Annotated in this window: 11 protein-coding genes; all 11 read left to right on the top strand. The window is 53.7% G+C overall.

The features are described from left to right. The first annotated feature begins 82 nt into the window (after positions 1 to 82). Complete coding sequence (locus tag IE054_RS13520; protein ID WP_229805157.1) at positions 83 to 730, top strand: SURF1 family protein; 648 nt, start codon at positions 83 to 85, stop codon at positions 728 to 730. Further along, positions 720 to 1,283, top strand: a complete 564-nt coding sequence (locus IE054_RS13515; protein ID WP_189407268.1) for a redox-active disulfide-containing membrane protein — start codon at positions 720 to 722, stop codon at positions 1,281 to 1,283. The genes IE054_RS13520 and IE054_RS13515 overlap by 11 nt, the downstream gene beginning before the upstream one ends. A gap of 7 nt (positions 1,284 to 1,290) precedes the next feature. Next, positions 1,291 to 2,265 (top strand): COX15/CtaA family protein, encoded by a 975-nt coding sequence (locus IE054_RS13510; protein WP_189407266.1) that lies wholly within the window; start codon positions 1,291 to 1,293, stop codon positions 2,263 to 2,265. After that, positions 2,258 to 3,178 carry a heme o synthase gene (gene cyoE, locus IE054_RS13505; protein ID WP_189407264.1) on the top strand — a complete coding sequence of 307 codons (921 nt, stop codon included), beginning with the start codon at positions 2,258 to 2,260 and terminating at the stop codon, positions 3,176 to 3,178. Before IE054_RS13510 ends, cyoE begins: the two co-directional genes overlap by 8 nt. Then, positions 3,175 to 3,831 (top strand): SCO family protein, encoded by a 657-nt coding sequence (locus IE054_RS13500; protein ID WP_189407262.1) that lies wholly within the window; start codon positions 3,175 to 3,177, stop codon positions 3,829 to 3,831. The genes cyoE and IE054_RS13500 overlap by 4 nt, the downstream gene beginning before the upstream one ends. After that, the gene (locus tag IE054_RS13495) at positions 3,832 to 4,416 is read left to right on the top strand and encodes a GNAT family N-acetyltransferase (protein ID WP_189407260.1); all 585 of its coding nucleotides are present in this window, start codon (positions 3,832 to 3,834) and stop codon (positions 4,414 to 4,416) included. Between the two features lie 450 nt (positions 4,417 to 4,866). Then, entirely contained in the window at positions 4,867 to 6,918 is a 2,052-nt protein-coding gene (betT, locus tag IE054_RS13490; protein ID WP_189407258.1) for a choline BCCT transporter BetT, read from the top strand. A 250-nt stretch (positions 6,919 to 7,168) separates the two neighbouring features. Continuing rightward, entirely contained in the window at positions 7,169 to 10,096 is a 2,928-nt protein-coding gene (locus tag IE054_RS13485) for a choice-of-anchor D domain-containing protein (protein WP_189407256.1), read from the top strand. Between the two features lie 70 nt (positions 10,097 to 10,166). Beyond that, positions 10,167 to 11,372 carry an MFS transporter gene (locus tag IE054_RS13480; protein ID WP_229805155.1) on the top strand — a complete coding sequence of 402 codons (1,206 nt, stop codon included), beginning with the start codon at positions 10,167 to 10,169 and terminating at the stop codon, positions 11,370 to 11,372. Positions 11,373 to 11,385: 13 nt separating this feature from the next. Beyond that, a complete protein-coding gene (gene pdxR / locus IE054_RS13475; protein ID WP_189407253.1) occupies positions 11,386 to 13,179 on the top strand; it encodes a MocR-like pyridoxine biosynthesis transcription factor PdxR in 1,794 nt (597 codons plus the stop codon). 160 nt (positions 13,180 to 13,339) lie between these two features. Next, positions 13,340 to 14,194, top strand: a complete 855-nt coding sequence (locus IE054_RS13470) for a carbon-nitrogen hydrolase family protein (protein ID WP_189407251.1) — start codon at positions 13,340 to 13,342, stop codon at positions 14,192 to 14,194. Positions 14,195 to 14,250 lie beyond the last annotated feature (56 nt).

Genomic DNA, 14,250 nt, shown 5'->3' with positions numbered 1-14,250 from the left:
GGAGTGCGCTTACCTCGCCATGCTGTCCTTGAGCTTTCCAAAACTTGTTGCCATCGTCATCACTGGGCTGTGCTGTGTGATCATGACGTCTCTCGGCTTCTGGCAACTGGACAGAATGGAACAAAAACAACAGCGTCTGGCTAGCATAACGCAAAAGCAGGCGCAGGGTCCCGTTGATTTTTCACAGGTTATTAACATGCCTGATCCCCGTGATATAGATGTCACGGTCAGCGGTATCCCTGACACCAGCGCGATAATGCTGCTGGACAATCAAATCCACCAGGGAAAACCGGGCTACGATGTGCTGATACCCGTGCAGACCGACTTTGGCTGGCTGCTGGTCAACTATGGCTGGGTTGCCGCACCGCGCTATCGTGATGAATTGCCGGACCTGGATGTGGCGAGCGAGGTTCAACGGTTTAAGGGGGTGATCACCCGCCCCGGTGACAACCCGATGATCCGTGAAACAGCTACCGAAGCCAGTCACTTTCCCCTGGTGATCCAAAAGCCCGATACCGATACGCTGGGAGAATTACTTAATCGTCAGTTCAGACCACATATTCTTGAGCTTACTACGCCCGATGCGCAATATGTCCGTGAGTGGGAGCCAGTGGTAATGTCGCCTGAAAAGCATCTTGGCTATGCCATTCAGTGGTTTGGACTGGCTCTGGCAGGCGCGGTCATTGGCGCTGTAGCAATATTCAGAAAAGGAAATAACCATGCCCGATAAGCCACGAAATAATAAGAAAACCCTGTTACTGGTATTTCTGGCGTTTTTAATACCCGTGGTGCTTGCCAAGTTTGCGCTTGAGCAGGACTGGTTTAACCGTGGTGCGACCAACAAAGGCGAATTGCTGCAACCAACCCTGGATTTCTCCGGGCCACTGAATGACTTACCACCGAAGTGGCGACTGGTTTACCTGGTACCTGAAACCTGTGACAGCGCCTGTGAAAATGCTATTTACAGTATTCAGCAGGTGTGGCTGGCGCTTGGCCGTGAAACAGACCGGGCACAGGCACTGGTACTGGCGACCGCAGCGAGTGATGCGGCCACAATCAGCGACCTGAAAAATACGGATAAAGTCAGTGTGCAGATGGTCAGCGAAAACAGTGTTAATAAATTGTTTAAAGCTGAGCAGCGCAATGGTATTTTTGTGGTAGATACACAAAATAACGCCATGCTCAGATACCCGGCGAGAGCAGATAAGAAAGAGGCGGTCATGGACAGCCGCGACATGCTGTCTGACGTAAAAAAACTATTAAAATTGTCACGTATTGGGTAGCGCTATCATGAAAAAACTGGCTGTTTTCAGTCTGGCACTCGCATTTGTTGTGATCATCCTTGGCGCCTATACGCGGCTTACCGATGCAGGTCTTGGGTGTCCCGACTGGCCGGGCTGTTACGGGCATATTGGGGTACCGCAACAGGCTGAGCATGTGGCAGCGGCGAATGCCGCTTTTCCAGATCGGCCGGTAGAAGCGCACAAAGCCTGGAATGAGATGATCCATCGCTATTTTGCCGGTACGCTGGGGCTGTGCATACTGGCCATTGCCATCATTGCGCTGGTCAAACGGGAACCATCGAGACCGCTGAAACTGCCGCTGGCCTTGTTGGGACTGGTGATATTTCAGGCTGCACTGGGAATGTGGACGGTAACGCTTAACCTGTTGCCGGTTGTAGTGATGGGCCATTTACTGGGTGGCTTTACGGTGCTGGCGTGTTTGTTCGTGCTTTATCTGCGTCTTGCAGACCCGCACCGGTCGTATGCCGGTTTACCGCTGCTGGCGGCAGGCGGCATCGTTGTGCTGATAGTTCAAATTGCACTGGGCGGCTGGACGTCAGCCAACTATGCGGCGCTGGCCTGTACCGAATTTCCGGTATGTGAGGGGCAGTGGTGGTCAAGACTGGATTTTGGTGGTGCCTACAGCGTGCCACCGGCTGACAATTATGAATTTGGTGCGCACGATTATGCAGAGCGTATGACCATGCATATCGTGCATCGCATCGGTGCGGTGGTGACATTTTTCTACCTCGGCTTTGTTGCCTTACGCCTGCTTGGCGGGCACTCCCGGGTGTCGAAAACCGCGCCGGTTGTGTTACTGGCAGTACTATTCCTGCAGGTTGGGCTGGGCATCAGTAATGTGGTGTTCAGCCTGCCACTATTCGTTGCGGTGGCGCATAATGCGGTCGCCGCGTGTCTTCTGCTGGTGATGATCTGGATCACCTGGCAATTGTCTCAGGCTCATGGAGGGTCCCATGGCTAAATCTGCTTCTGTTTCTTCTTCAGCACAAACGCATCGGCACGGATCGGCAAGCTGGCGCGATTATTATGAAATGACCAAACCCAATGTGGTAATGCTGTTGCTGTTAACGGCGCTGGTGGGCATGTGTCTGGCAACACCAGCCTGGGTCGCCTGGCAAACGCTGGTGTTGGGGCTGGCGGGCATTGGCCTGTTATCGAGTGCAGCCGCTGTGGTAAATCACGTGGTGGATCATAAAATCGACAGCCAGATGGCCCGCACCTACAACCGGCCTGTGGCGCGGGGTAAGGTCAGTGCTCAGCGCGCGCTGCTGTTTGCTTTTGCAATGGGCGTCACCGGTACGGTCGTACTGGCACTGTTTGTGAACATGCTCACTGCCGTTCTTACCCTGGCCAGCCTGGTCGGTTATGCGTTCATTTACACCATGTTCCTGAAACGGGCGACACCACAGAACATTGTGATTGGTGGTCTTGCTGGCGCTGCTCCGCCTCTGCTGGGCTGGACCGCGGTGACCGGTGAAATACACGCCCATGCGCTGCTGCTGGTATTGATCATCTTTACCTGGACGCCCCCGCACTTCTGGGCGCTGGCCATTCACCGGGAAAAAGAATACGCCAAAGCCAAGGTGCCCATGTTGCCAGTCACCCATGGTGTAGCATTCACCAAAACCTCAGTGCTGCTGTATACTGTTCTGCTGTTCCTGGTCTGTCTGCTGCCCTACCTGACCGGTATGAGCCATGCTATTTATCTGTTTGGCTCGGTGGCATTAAACGCAGGCTTTTTGTATTACGCCTGGAAGCTCAAATATGCCGCCCAGTCGAATACCGCGATGCAGACCTTTAAGTATTCCATCGTGCATTTGATGTTACTATTTGTGGTCCTGTTGGTTGACCATTATTTACCGTACAGCTTATGAGCCAGAAAAACATTGTCGGGCTGGTTGCCCTTATCGCATTAATACTGGGAATTTATGGCGCAACAATCATTGCGCCGCCTGATGTCGACACCCCGCCCGATCCTGACTATTTCAGTATGTATCCGGCGCCCCGTGAATTAAGCGAAGTCAATCTCACCACGCACACCGGTGAGCCCCTGACCAACGCCGATTTGACCGGACAATGGACGCTGGTGTTTTTGGGCTACACCTTTTGCCCGGATATTTGTCCGACCACCATGGCAACGCTTAACCGCATTTATCCGGAACTGCAGGATATCAACAGTGCTGATCCTATCCGCGTGCTGTTCATCTCTGTGGATCCAAACCGTGACTCGGTCGAACGCCTGGCGGAATATGTGGGCTTCTTTAATGAAGCCTTTACCGCCGCCACGGGTGAGCATAAAAATCTGTTTCCGCTTACTCGTAGCATGGGCATGATGTACGCGATTGCTGAAAGTACTGACAAGCCCAACTATCTGGTCGATCACAGTGGCTCGGTTGTTTTGGTTAATCCTGACGCACAGGTCATTGGCCGGTTCAAACCCGTCATGTCACCCGGCAAACTGGCGGTCGCTGATGGCGAACAGATTCTTCACGATATGCCCATCATCACCAATGCCGATGCACCGTGAATGGTCACCCTGCGCGCCGCTGAACAAACCGATGGCGAGGTGGCAACCGAGCTGCTGATGCAGGCGGCGGGTGCGTTACTGACAGATATATTCGGTAACGGTGATGAGGCCCGCGTACGTCGCTATCTGTTTGCCGCCTGGCACGCAGGTGAAGGGCAGTATGGCTATAAAAATCACTGGGTTGCCTGCCAGGACGAACGCGTGATTGGGCTTGTCACCTGCTGGCATAACCAGCTGCCTGAGAACTTTGACCGCGCGACCTTAGACGTAATTACTGCGCATTTCGGCCTGGACGAGTCGCTGAATATTGTCATGCGAAGCCAGGTCTATTCGTCTGCATTACATCCGCCGACGGATACGCAAATGGCGATTGGCCACCTCGCGATCACGCCTGACTGTCGCCGACAAGGTGTAGGACGGCGTCTGCTTGACGAGATGCAGGCACTGGCAGTCTCGCTGGGTAAAACAGCTCTGGTGCTTGATGTTGAACAGACCAATCACAGCGCGATAGATTTTTACCTGGCGAATCAATTCAGTACTCTTCAGCACTGCCCCCCTTTTCAGCATATGTACAAGCCACTCTGAATTGTCAGCCACTGTCTGAAAACGTGGCAGATAACCTGGATATTTTTGCGGAGTTCGCGGGTTTGTCTGGCGAAGTCTAATCCAAAAGCAGGTGTTACCCCGTATAGGTCGATATGTATTAAGCAGAAAGTATAAATGGAGATTATATGGGTACGGGCTATCTGTACACGTGCCTTACCTTGATTTCGCCTGTGCCTGACACACGGTGGCGTACTACTTCCAGCGCTGCAATGTGGCAAGTAAGCGGCAAGCAATCCTTCGAAATCACATCTTCTCTACACCTATCTGACTTAACTACATTACCTTCGAATGACATTTACAGCGCTGCTTGTTGCGACCAGCCATAGTGATCATTGCTGTGTCTGCGGGACAGGTTTAACACGGATGGCCTTAACGTAGTTCGAACCAATAACAATTTACCACGCATTAGAATCAAGTGAGGATATTGCGATGTCGGATGATAAAGATAAGCAGGAACGTGGTGGCGGTGACGATAAAGTCCGCGTCAACCCGATCCCTTTTTACGGTTCTGTAATTGGGATCACGATATTCGCCCTGTGGGCGATCTTATTTACTGAAGCAGCCAGCAGCGTTATTGGTCAGGTACTGACCTGGATTTCATCAACCTTTGGCTGGTTCTATTTTACCGTCGTTGTGGCCTATCTGGTCTTTGTGATAGTCATCGCGCTTTCTCCCTGGGGCAAGGTCCGGCTCGGTCAGGACCACTCCAGGCCTGAGTTTAATGTGGTGACCTGGGCCGCTATGCTATTTGCGGCAGGCATCGGTATTGACCTTATTTTCTTTTGTATTGTGGAGCCCATTACCCAGTTTATGGCACCGCCTGTGGATGCAGGCGAAGGGGCAGAAGCGGCCCGAAATGCAATCAAGCTGACACTGTTCCACTGGGGCGTATCTGGCTGGGGAGTGTACACACTGGTCGGCATGTCGCTGGCGTACTTCAGTTATCGTCACGGACTGCCGCTGGCAATTCGCTCAGCCCTGTATCCACTCATCGGTAAGCGCATCTACGGGCCCGTCGGACATACGGTGGATATCGCCGCCGTACTGGGTACCGTTTTTGGTCTGGCGACCAGTCTTGGAATTGGCCTAATTCAGCTCAACTATGGTCTTAACCATGTATTTGGGGTGCCGGAAGGCCTGCTTACGCAGGTTATACTGGCGGCCGTGGTGATTGTGTTTGCTGCCATATCCGCGGTGACGGGCGTGGACAAGGGTATCCGTCGTTTATCGGAATTTAATATGCTTCTGGCATTATTGCTGATGCTGTTTGTGTTATTTGTCGGTGAAACCCGCTTCCTGCTGAACGCGCTGGTCCTCAATGTCGGTGACTATATATCCGGCTTTATTGATATGTCGTTCAATACCTATGCGTTTGACCAGCCTACCGACTGGCTGAATGCCTGGACGCTGTTCTTCTGGGCCTGGTGGATTGCCTGGGGCCCATTTGTGGGGCTGTTCCTGGCGCGTATTTCCCGTGGCCGGACGATTGCAGAGTTTGTGGCCGGTACGCTTATCCTGCCACTGACGTTTATGATGGTGTGGATGTCCATCATGGGTAACAGCGCCATTGATATGGTGATGGGCGGTGCCCAGGAGTTTGGTCAGCAGGCTATGGATAATCCGGGCTCTGCCATTTATATGTTCTTAGAAGAGATCCCGTGGGCCGGTCTGACTACCATTGTGGTCAGTATTCTGGCATTTATCTTCTTTATCACATCGGGTGACTCCGGTTCGCTGGTATTATCGAATCTGACATCTATTCTGAAAGACCCCTACAGCGATGCCCCCTCCTGGATGCGGATTATGTGGGCGGCAATAATCGGCTTATTAACCATTGCGCTGTTGCTGGCTAATGGTCTGACCGCCCTGCAAAGTGCCGTCGTGATCACCGGGCTGCCATTTGCCATTGTACTGTGTGTGATGATGGTGGGCGTGGTTAAAGCGCTGCGGCTTGAAGGACTTAAACAGCGTAGTATCGATGCCAACCTGCCGATTCACCCGCATGCCGGTGAGTCGTCGAAAAGCTGGACAGAGCGCCTGCAGCGCGCAATGAGCTTCCCGGATGAAAAAGAGTGTCAGCAGTTCCTTGACGACACGGCGAAGCCAGCGATGGAAGCGGTCAAGAGCGAGCTGGAGGCCAGAGAGCTGAAGGTTCAACTGATTGACCGTAACGATGATGATGATGAGTTCATGGCATTGAGCGTGGATCTGCAAAGTGCGCAGGATTTCTATTATGAGTTGCGGCCAAGTCAGCATCTGTTGCCGTCGTTCGCGACCGGATCGGTAAAAGGTAAAACGCGTTACTACCGGGTTGAGGTGATGCTGGTCGAAGGCGGTCAGGGTTATGATCTGATGGGCTATACCAAAGATCAGGTGATTGCCGATATCCTTGAACACTTCGAGCGTCATATGCACTTCCTGCACGCTCAGCGTGAGCAACCAGGGGCGAATGTGGAGCTGTTCAAGCCTCAGAACCAGTAGTCGTTAATGATCTTCTGCCAGGGATGGCAGGCTTAAGCTGGCAAGTTGCGTTCACTGTAACGTGCAGCTATGCCGTTAAAAAAACGCGGATACCCAGATTGAGAAAGGGTATCTGTGTTTTTTACTGCCTCGCATATCGTATGTAACTCACCTGTATCAGCCTCTGGCCCCATTTAAATAAACAACTGGCCCTGTTGTGTGTTCGCCAGCGTCATAGACTGTCTAAAAATGCAACAGTAATGGGGTGTCTATGTTTAACTGGCAATACTATTTATTCTCTGTCGCCTGCGCGTGTTTGGCAGCCTGTGCATCAGCCGACACCATTGTTGATGAGGATTTTCAATCCGCTGCCTATAGCAGCTGGGCCGCCAGCGGTGACGGCAGCGACAGCATTAACCTGTATCAGGGCAATTATTCGGTGCGTCATGACGGCCTGCGTACACTGACACTGGCCACCTCGTCTCAGTCTTACCAGAATGTGGCGCTCAGCATGGACGTAGCTGCGACAAACCTGGTACAGGGTGACAGTTGTCATGCGGAGGTATCGGATGATGGTGGTGCGACCTGGCAGACCGTTGGCATTATCGGGGCCAGTGACGCCAATGGCAGTTTCACGACATTCACGCAAGATACCGGGCTGGACAATGTCGCTGAACTGTTGCTGCGCTTTCGCGCCTACACCCTCTACGGTCATTATTGTTATGCAGACAATATCATGCTGACCGGTCAGGCCGGGTCGCCGGGCGTGGTATTTGAAGATACGTTTCAGGACGGAGAATACAGCAACTGGCAGTTAAGCGGTGATGGCAGTGACACGGCCAATGCCTATCAGGGTAACTATTCTTTGCGTCTTGACGGATTGCGACAGGCACAATTTACCGCGTCCACCCAAAACTATGAGAACGTGACACTGTCAGTCGATCTGGGTGCACTTTATCTGGTGTCCGGTGACAGCTGTCATGGTGAGTATTCATTGGACAATGGCAACACCTGGGTGTCGTTGATTGAGGTGACGTCCAATCAGGACGATGGGAGCCTTTATACCGGTACGGTCAGTAGCGGGCTGGACAATGCCTCTGAACTATTGCTGCGCTTTCGCGCCAACACCTTGTATGGCAATTTTTGCTACGGTGACAATGTGTCGCTGACCGGCAGTCCGACGTCGGCCACCGGGCCATTGCTCTCGGTTTCAGGGACAACCGACATCGGTCCGGTTGAGGTCGGGCAGACAGCGCAAACGGAGCTGACACTGCAAAACAGCGGCGATGAAGCACTCAGTATCGGTACGCTGGCGGCGCTTTCTGCCCCCTTCTCACTGAGTAACGACACCTGCAGCAGTCAAACGCTGACACCCACAGCGAGCTGCCAGCTCACGGTAACTTTTACGCCTGACACAGACGGTGCGCAAAGTACCACGCTGCTGGTGCCGTCCAACACTGCGTCATCGCCGGCGTCCATCACCGTGTCGGGGACCGGTCTGTCCGCCTCAGCCTGTGCGTTTGACTGTCTGACCGGCTCGGGTAATACCGCTCGCAGTGAACTGACGTACGCAACACTCAGTAATACTTCCGCGTTATCGCTGGTCGACTATCAGCACTACGGCGTGCCCGCTGAGGCGGCGAACCCCGGTAATACCCTGGAAGGTACCCTGTCACTCACTGTCTCGCCGGGCACCCTCACCGAGCAGGGCACAGCGCTGGCATCCGCGTATACCAATCCCGACTCGCTGCCACCGTTTACCTTCGACTTTGTTCAGTACGGGACGCATGTGCTGCCGGTTGAACGTCAGGTGGTCAATACCGGTCATACTGCCTGGGAGTGGGTGCTGCTGCCTGGCCGGGTGTGGAATGAAAGTACAGACAATGGTTACTCCCGTGTTGCGCTGCCCTTTGCCTTGCAGGAAATTAACGCCAACTGCACGCACAACGGGGTGATGACCTTTCTGTTTAAAGACGACGGCAGTGTCTCACAGGTAGCCTATCAGATTGCCCAGGAAACCTGCGAGTACTTCAAATACAACCTGCACGGCAAAGTATCAGCAGACTTTACACCGGGTGAGGTGTCTGAGCGGGCAACGGTAATTAACCGCTATGTGCAGGAGTACGCCAACCGACTGCCGGTGAAGCCGCTTAGCGCGCTGGTCACCGACTATCCGGCCGCTGGCATTGTCACCGCCAATATCGGCAGTGATCAGAGTGCCTCTCACCTGAGTGCCTATGGTGTGCTTGTCGATGGCACCCATTATCGTGGTGCCTGTCAAACCCGGTATGGGCTTTACCCGTTTTGTAACGTTATGGCGCTGCCTTCCTATTCTACGGCAAAAACCATTGTTGCCGGGCTGGGTGTCATGCGAGCCGAACAGGCATTTGGCGGCAGCCAGCAGGATCTCACTGTGAGCAGTTATGTGAGTGCTTGCAGTGGTTCGCAGTGGCAGGATGTTACGCTACTCAACACACTGGATATGGCGACCGGCAATTACGACTCAAACCAGGACTCGGCAGATGAAGGTGCCCAGAAAACCGTGGATGATTTCTTTCTGGTGGCCTCTCATGCTGACAAAATAGCCCACAGTTGTGCCTACCCGCGCAAAACAGCGCCCGGAACACAGTTTGTGTACCATACCTCTGACACCTATATCGTCAGCCGTCTGTTGCAGCAGTATTATGAGCAGCAGGCCGGCAGCGGGGCCGATTACTTTACCGATCTGCTGGTTGAGGATATTTTCAAACCCCTGTATTTAAGCCCGCTAAGCTATGCCAGCAAACGGACTTATGACAGCCAGGCCCAGGTATGGGGAGGCTTCGGTCTTACCCTTACCGGCGACGACTTTGTCAAGCTGGGCCAGTTTATGGGCCAGGGAGCCGGGCAACTGGGGGGCCAGACGGTACTGGATCCGACCCTGCTGGCAGAAGCCATGCAGCAAACCAGTAACCGCGGGCTTTCCACCGCGCCTGGCAGCCGCTATCAGCACAGTGTCTGGGCCTATGACCTGAGCGCGTCAACCGAGGTAACTTGTACAACATCCACCTGGATCCCCTATATGTCGGGGTTTGGCGGTATCGGTGTGGTGATGCTGCCCAATGATATGGTGTACTACTATGTCAGCGACAATAACCAGTATGGATTTACTAAGTCGTTAAAAGAACTGGAAAAAATAAGTCCAATTTGCGGGCAGTAAGTATCTGGTGCCCCGTAGAGTGTCTATCTGGCACTAACGGGGAATTCTCAGGTTCAGTAGGGTAAGGGATATGACAGATGTAGCAAAAGAGGTGTCGATGAAGCCGGCCATGACAGTTAACGCAGAGGGAATGATGGCGCGGGTAATGCTGGCTTTTTTAGCCACAGCAGGCCTGTTTTACGTCAATATCATGCCGGCAATTGTATCGGGACTGATTGATTCGCTGGGCTTCTCCCGGGCAGATGCCGGACTGGTTGCATCACTTAATATCTATGGTGCAGCAGTCGGCGCTCTGGTTGCCGTGTTTATTATTACGCGGGTTTACTGGAAGCCGCTGGCCGTTGCATTACTACTGGGGCTTATTGCGCTGGATACCCTGTCTATCTGGGTAACAGAGCCGCTCACCATGAAGCTTCTGCGAGGTCTGCACGGCATGGTTGGCGGTATGCTGGTGGGGGTTTCGTTTGCCGTTATCGCGCGTGTCAGCCTGGTGCACAAAACCTTTGGATATCTGTTGTTTGTGCAGTTTGGCTTAGGCGGCCTGGGGGTCATGTTTCTACCGCCGCTGGCACCGGTTTACGGCACGGCAGCACTGTTTCTGTCACTCATTGCCTTTAGCGCGGTCAGTCTGGTGATGTTGCTTATGCTGCCTGCCTACCGGGTCGAGGATGCACCTAAACCGACGGTGGGAAGTGATATTCAGTGGCGACCGCTGGGTGCGGCGCTGTTGTCGGTATTTTTGTTTCAGGCGGCCAATATGGGCCTGTATGCCTATATCATTGATTTGGGGAAATCATACGGACTGAGTCTGACCTTCATCAGTCCGACGCTGGGAATTTCCGCCTGGGCGGGGCTGGTAGGAGCCTGGCTGGTCATCATCTTTTCAACACGCCTGGGACGCACCGTTCCCTTGTTCGTAGCGACCACGCTCACGCTGCTCGCCACCATTGCGCTGCATTACAGTGCTTCTCAGTCGGTCTTTTGGATCGCTAATGTGCTGGTGGGGATCACCTGGGCGTTTTGTATCGCCTACCTGCTCGGCATCTGTGCCGAATTTGATAAAGAAGGCAAAATGGCCGCGCTGGGCGGCTTCGCCTCAAAAACGGGACTGGCGTCAGGCCCTATGGTGTCGGCGTTGTTACTGAGTGGTGGCGACTACACGGTATTAATAAACGTGGCGGCCATTGCGCTGGCGGCCTGCCTGCTAATTTGCCTGTACCCCACACAACTACTTGATAAACTGGATAAAAGCGTACAGGATAGCGGTAGCGGATGATACTAAGAAAACTATGCTGCAACACCTTTTTATCCTCGATGACGATGATACCACCAGCCTGCAGCGCCAGCTGCAGCGCAAGCTGATAGACGCGATTTTAAGCGGGTATTTTGCTGCGGGATCGCGTATGCCCTCGTCCAGAAAACTGGCAGAAACACTCGGTGTTTCACGCAATACCGTGGTGGCCGCTTACGAACAGCTGATCGACGAAGAATACCTTGTCAGTCGCGAACGCAGCGGCATTTTTGTCAGTGATCACCTGTTTGATGAACACGCTGAAGCACAAAGCCCGGCTGTTAGCGATGCCGAACAGTTTGACTGGCAGGGCGCCTGTAACACCGCCGCTATTGAAAGCAGCCGGCCGCCCTACCCGGATAACTGGGAAGATTTCACCTACCCGTTTATTGACGGGCAATATGATCAGTCACTGTTTCCGCTTAACCAGTGGCGGGAATGCTCGCGGCTCAGCCTGAACGTCGATGAAATAAAAAGCTGGGCGGGTGACAGTGGCTACCATGACGATGCCAGCCTGATCCATGAAATTCGTACTAAGGTTTTACCGCGCCGCGGCATTCAGGCCGGCACCGATGAAATACTGGTTACCCTGGGCTCGCAACAGGCGCTGTACCTTGTCAGCCGTCTGCTGATGAACACCACGACGTTACTGACCATGGAAGAGCCGGGTTATCAGGGTATACGTCAGCTGGCCCAGCACAACCTGTGCCCGGTTCGCTTCGCCGGTATTGAGAAAGACGGTATCGCGCTCGACGAGGTCTGCCCGCAAACCCGTATACTGTATGTAACACCCAGTCATCAGGTGCCCACCGCTGTCACCATGTCCCGGGAAAAGCGTGACGCACTGATACAGCGTGCCAATCATGATGACTTTATCGTGATTGAAGACGATTACGAAAGTGAAGCAAACTTTATCAGCAACCCCAACCCGGCACTCAAAAGCCTGGATACGCAGGGCCGCGTTGTATATATCTCCAGTTTCTCAAAAGCACTGGCACCAGGTTTACGGCTGGGGTTTATGGTCGCCAGCCCGGCGCTTATTCAGCGAGCCAGGCAACTGCGAGCACTGATGCTACGCCACCCGCCGGCTAACAACCAGCGCATCATGGCGCTGTTTCTGTCGCTGGGCTATTACGACATGACTATGCGACGGCTGTATCAGGCTATCAGTGAGCGTTGGCAGGAATTGCGTGAAGCCCTCAACCATTATCTGGGGCCATACATTGTGACCAGTGAAACCATGGGCGGCAGCACCTGCTGGGTGAAGGGCCCCCCCGGTCTGAACAGCCAGAAATTCGCCGCTGCGGCGGCCGAAAAAGGCATACTGATTGAACCGGTCGATCGCTTTTACAGCACCACTGAACGGCCGGAAAGTTATTTCCGGCTGGGAGTGCGCAGTCTGCCTAAAGACAAGATCCGGCCGGGCATAGAGCAACTGGCCAGACTGATAGATGATATTCGCGCCGATGGCGATCCGTCATTTGGTCAGCATCTGCGCGGCGACAAGCTAAAGCGTTTTCTGTCCGGCGTGACGTTCACTGGTCATACCGTGTTTGGTGATCCCTATCGCATCACTCTCTTTGCCGACGGCAACATGGAAGGGGTAGAGGGGCATAATGATGAGAAAAAAGACACGGGTACCTGGTGGCTCAAAGGAAATATCTGGTATCGCCAGTGGCAGCAGTGGTCTTACGGTGAGTTGCTGGGCTTTGATATCTATGTGACCGACAGCCGCATACACTGGGTGCGTGACGGCAAGCTGGTGGATGCGGCCAACTATACCCGGCCCTGATCGGCTTTCACTAATGCTGTTTGTTCAGCATCGATCCCTGCATAAGCAGGGGTAAGCCTGGCCCTACCTACAATACACAACTGGACCTACTCAGTCTGTCACCTGATGTTTACTCTGATATTCAGATAGTTGGATCCCCCTGATGGACAGGAGAGTGAACATGACAGTTATGAGTATCGCCGGGCTACAGCTTGCTCTGCCGGCGAACCAGGACAACTTCGATACCATTGCCCGGGAAGTGCGCAATGTCAAAAAGCGCTTCCCGCATATTGCCATGGTGGTGCTTTCTGAGCTGGCAACCTTCGGCCCGGCACCGCGTTATGCAGAGCCACTGCCGGGCAAAACGGAATCGCGTTACGCCGAACTGGCGGCAGAAACCGGGCTGTGGCTGGTTAACGGCTCCCTGTTCGAGCGGGCTGAAAACCGTGTGTACAACACCACATCCGTGCTGTCACCGGCCGGTGAGGTCGTCGCACGCTACCGTAAGATGTATCCGTTTTTACCCTATGAAGAAGGGATTTCAGCCGGCGACACGCCGTGTGTCTTTACCATTCCTGGCATGGGCACGCTGGGTGTGTCTATTTGCTACGACATGTGGTTCCCGGAGTCTATTCGCGCACTGTGCTGGCAGGGCGCTGAAGTGATAGTACATCCAACGCTTACTAATACCATTGACCGGGACGTGGAATTGTCCATCGCCCGCGCCAGCGCAGCCACAAACCAGTGCTACATGATTGATGTTAATGCGGCGTCAACGATGGGCGTCGGCCGCTCGTTGATTGTCGGGCCAGGCGGTGAAGTCATCCATCAGTCATCGGTTGAGCATGATGTGATGGTTTTTGATGTCGATTTTGACTACGTGCGCCGGGTCAGAGAGCGTGGCTGGCAGGGGCTGGGGCAGCCACTCAAAAGCTTTCGCGATCATCCGGTAGCGTGGCCGCAATACCAAAAAGATGCACATTCCGAAACGCTTGACGGACTTGGCGCATTAAAAAAGCCAGACAAACTGGCCTGACAAAAAAGCCAAACTGGCCCTAACAGGCCGATACCAAAATTCTTACAGTCAAACCG

The organism is Alteromonas halophila (assembly GCF_014651815.1).
Lineage (GTDB): Bacteria > Pseudomonadota > Gammaproteobacteria > Enterobacterales > Alteromonadaceae > Alteromonas > Alteromonas halophila.
This window is presented reverse-complemented; position numbering and strand designations above follow the sequence as displayed.

What these genes read in the sequence shown, in the direction of transcription:
- IE054_RS13520 (WP_229805157.1), top strand. Translation starts at nt 83, where the DNA reads ATGACGTCTCTCGGCTTCTGGCAACTGGACAGAATGGAACAAAAACAA.
- IE054_RS13515 (WP_189407268.1), top strand. Translation starts at nt 720, where the DNA reads ATGCCCGATAAGCCACGAAATAATAAGAAAACCCTGTTACTGGTATTT.
- IE054_RS13510 (WP_189407266.1), top strand. Translation starts at nt 1,291, where the DNA reads ATGAAAAAACTGGCTGTTTTCAGTCTGGCACTCGCATTTGTTGTGATC.
- cyoE (WP_189407264.1), top strand. Translation starts at nt 2,258, where the DNA reads ATGGCTAAATCTGCTTCTGTTTCTTCTTCAGCACAAACGCATCGGCAC.
- IE054_RS13500 (WP_189407262.1), top strand. Translation starts at nt 3,175, where the DNA reads ATGAGCCAGAAAAACATTGTCGGGCTGGTTGCCCTTATCGCATTAATA.
- IE054_RS13495 (WP_189407260.1), top strand. Translation starts at nt 3,832, where the DNA reads ATGGTCACCCTGCGCGCCGCTGAACAAACCGATGGCGAGGTGGCAACC.
- betT (WP_189407258.1), top strand. Translation starts at nt 4,867, where the DNA reads ATGTCGGATGATAAAGATAAGCAGGAACGTGGTGGCGGTGACGATAAA.
- IE054_RS13485 (WP_189407256.1), top strand. Translation starts at nt 7,169, where the DNA reads ATGTTTAACTGGCAATACTATTTATTCTCTGTCGCCTGCGCGTGTTTG.
- IE054_RS13480 (WP_229805155.1), top strand. Translation starts at nt 10,167, where the DNA reads ATGACAGATGTAGCAAAAGAGGTGTCGATGAAGCCGGCCATGACAGTT.
- pdxR (WP_189407253.1), top strand. Translation starts at nt 11,386, where the DNA reads ATGCTGCAACACCTTTTTATCCTCGATGACGATGATACCACCAGCCTG.
- IE054_RS13470 (WP_189407251.1), top strand. Translation starts at nt 13,340, where the DNA reads ATGACAGTTATGAGTATCGCCGGGCTACAGCTTGCTCTGCCGGCGAAC.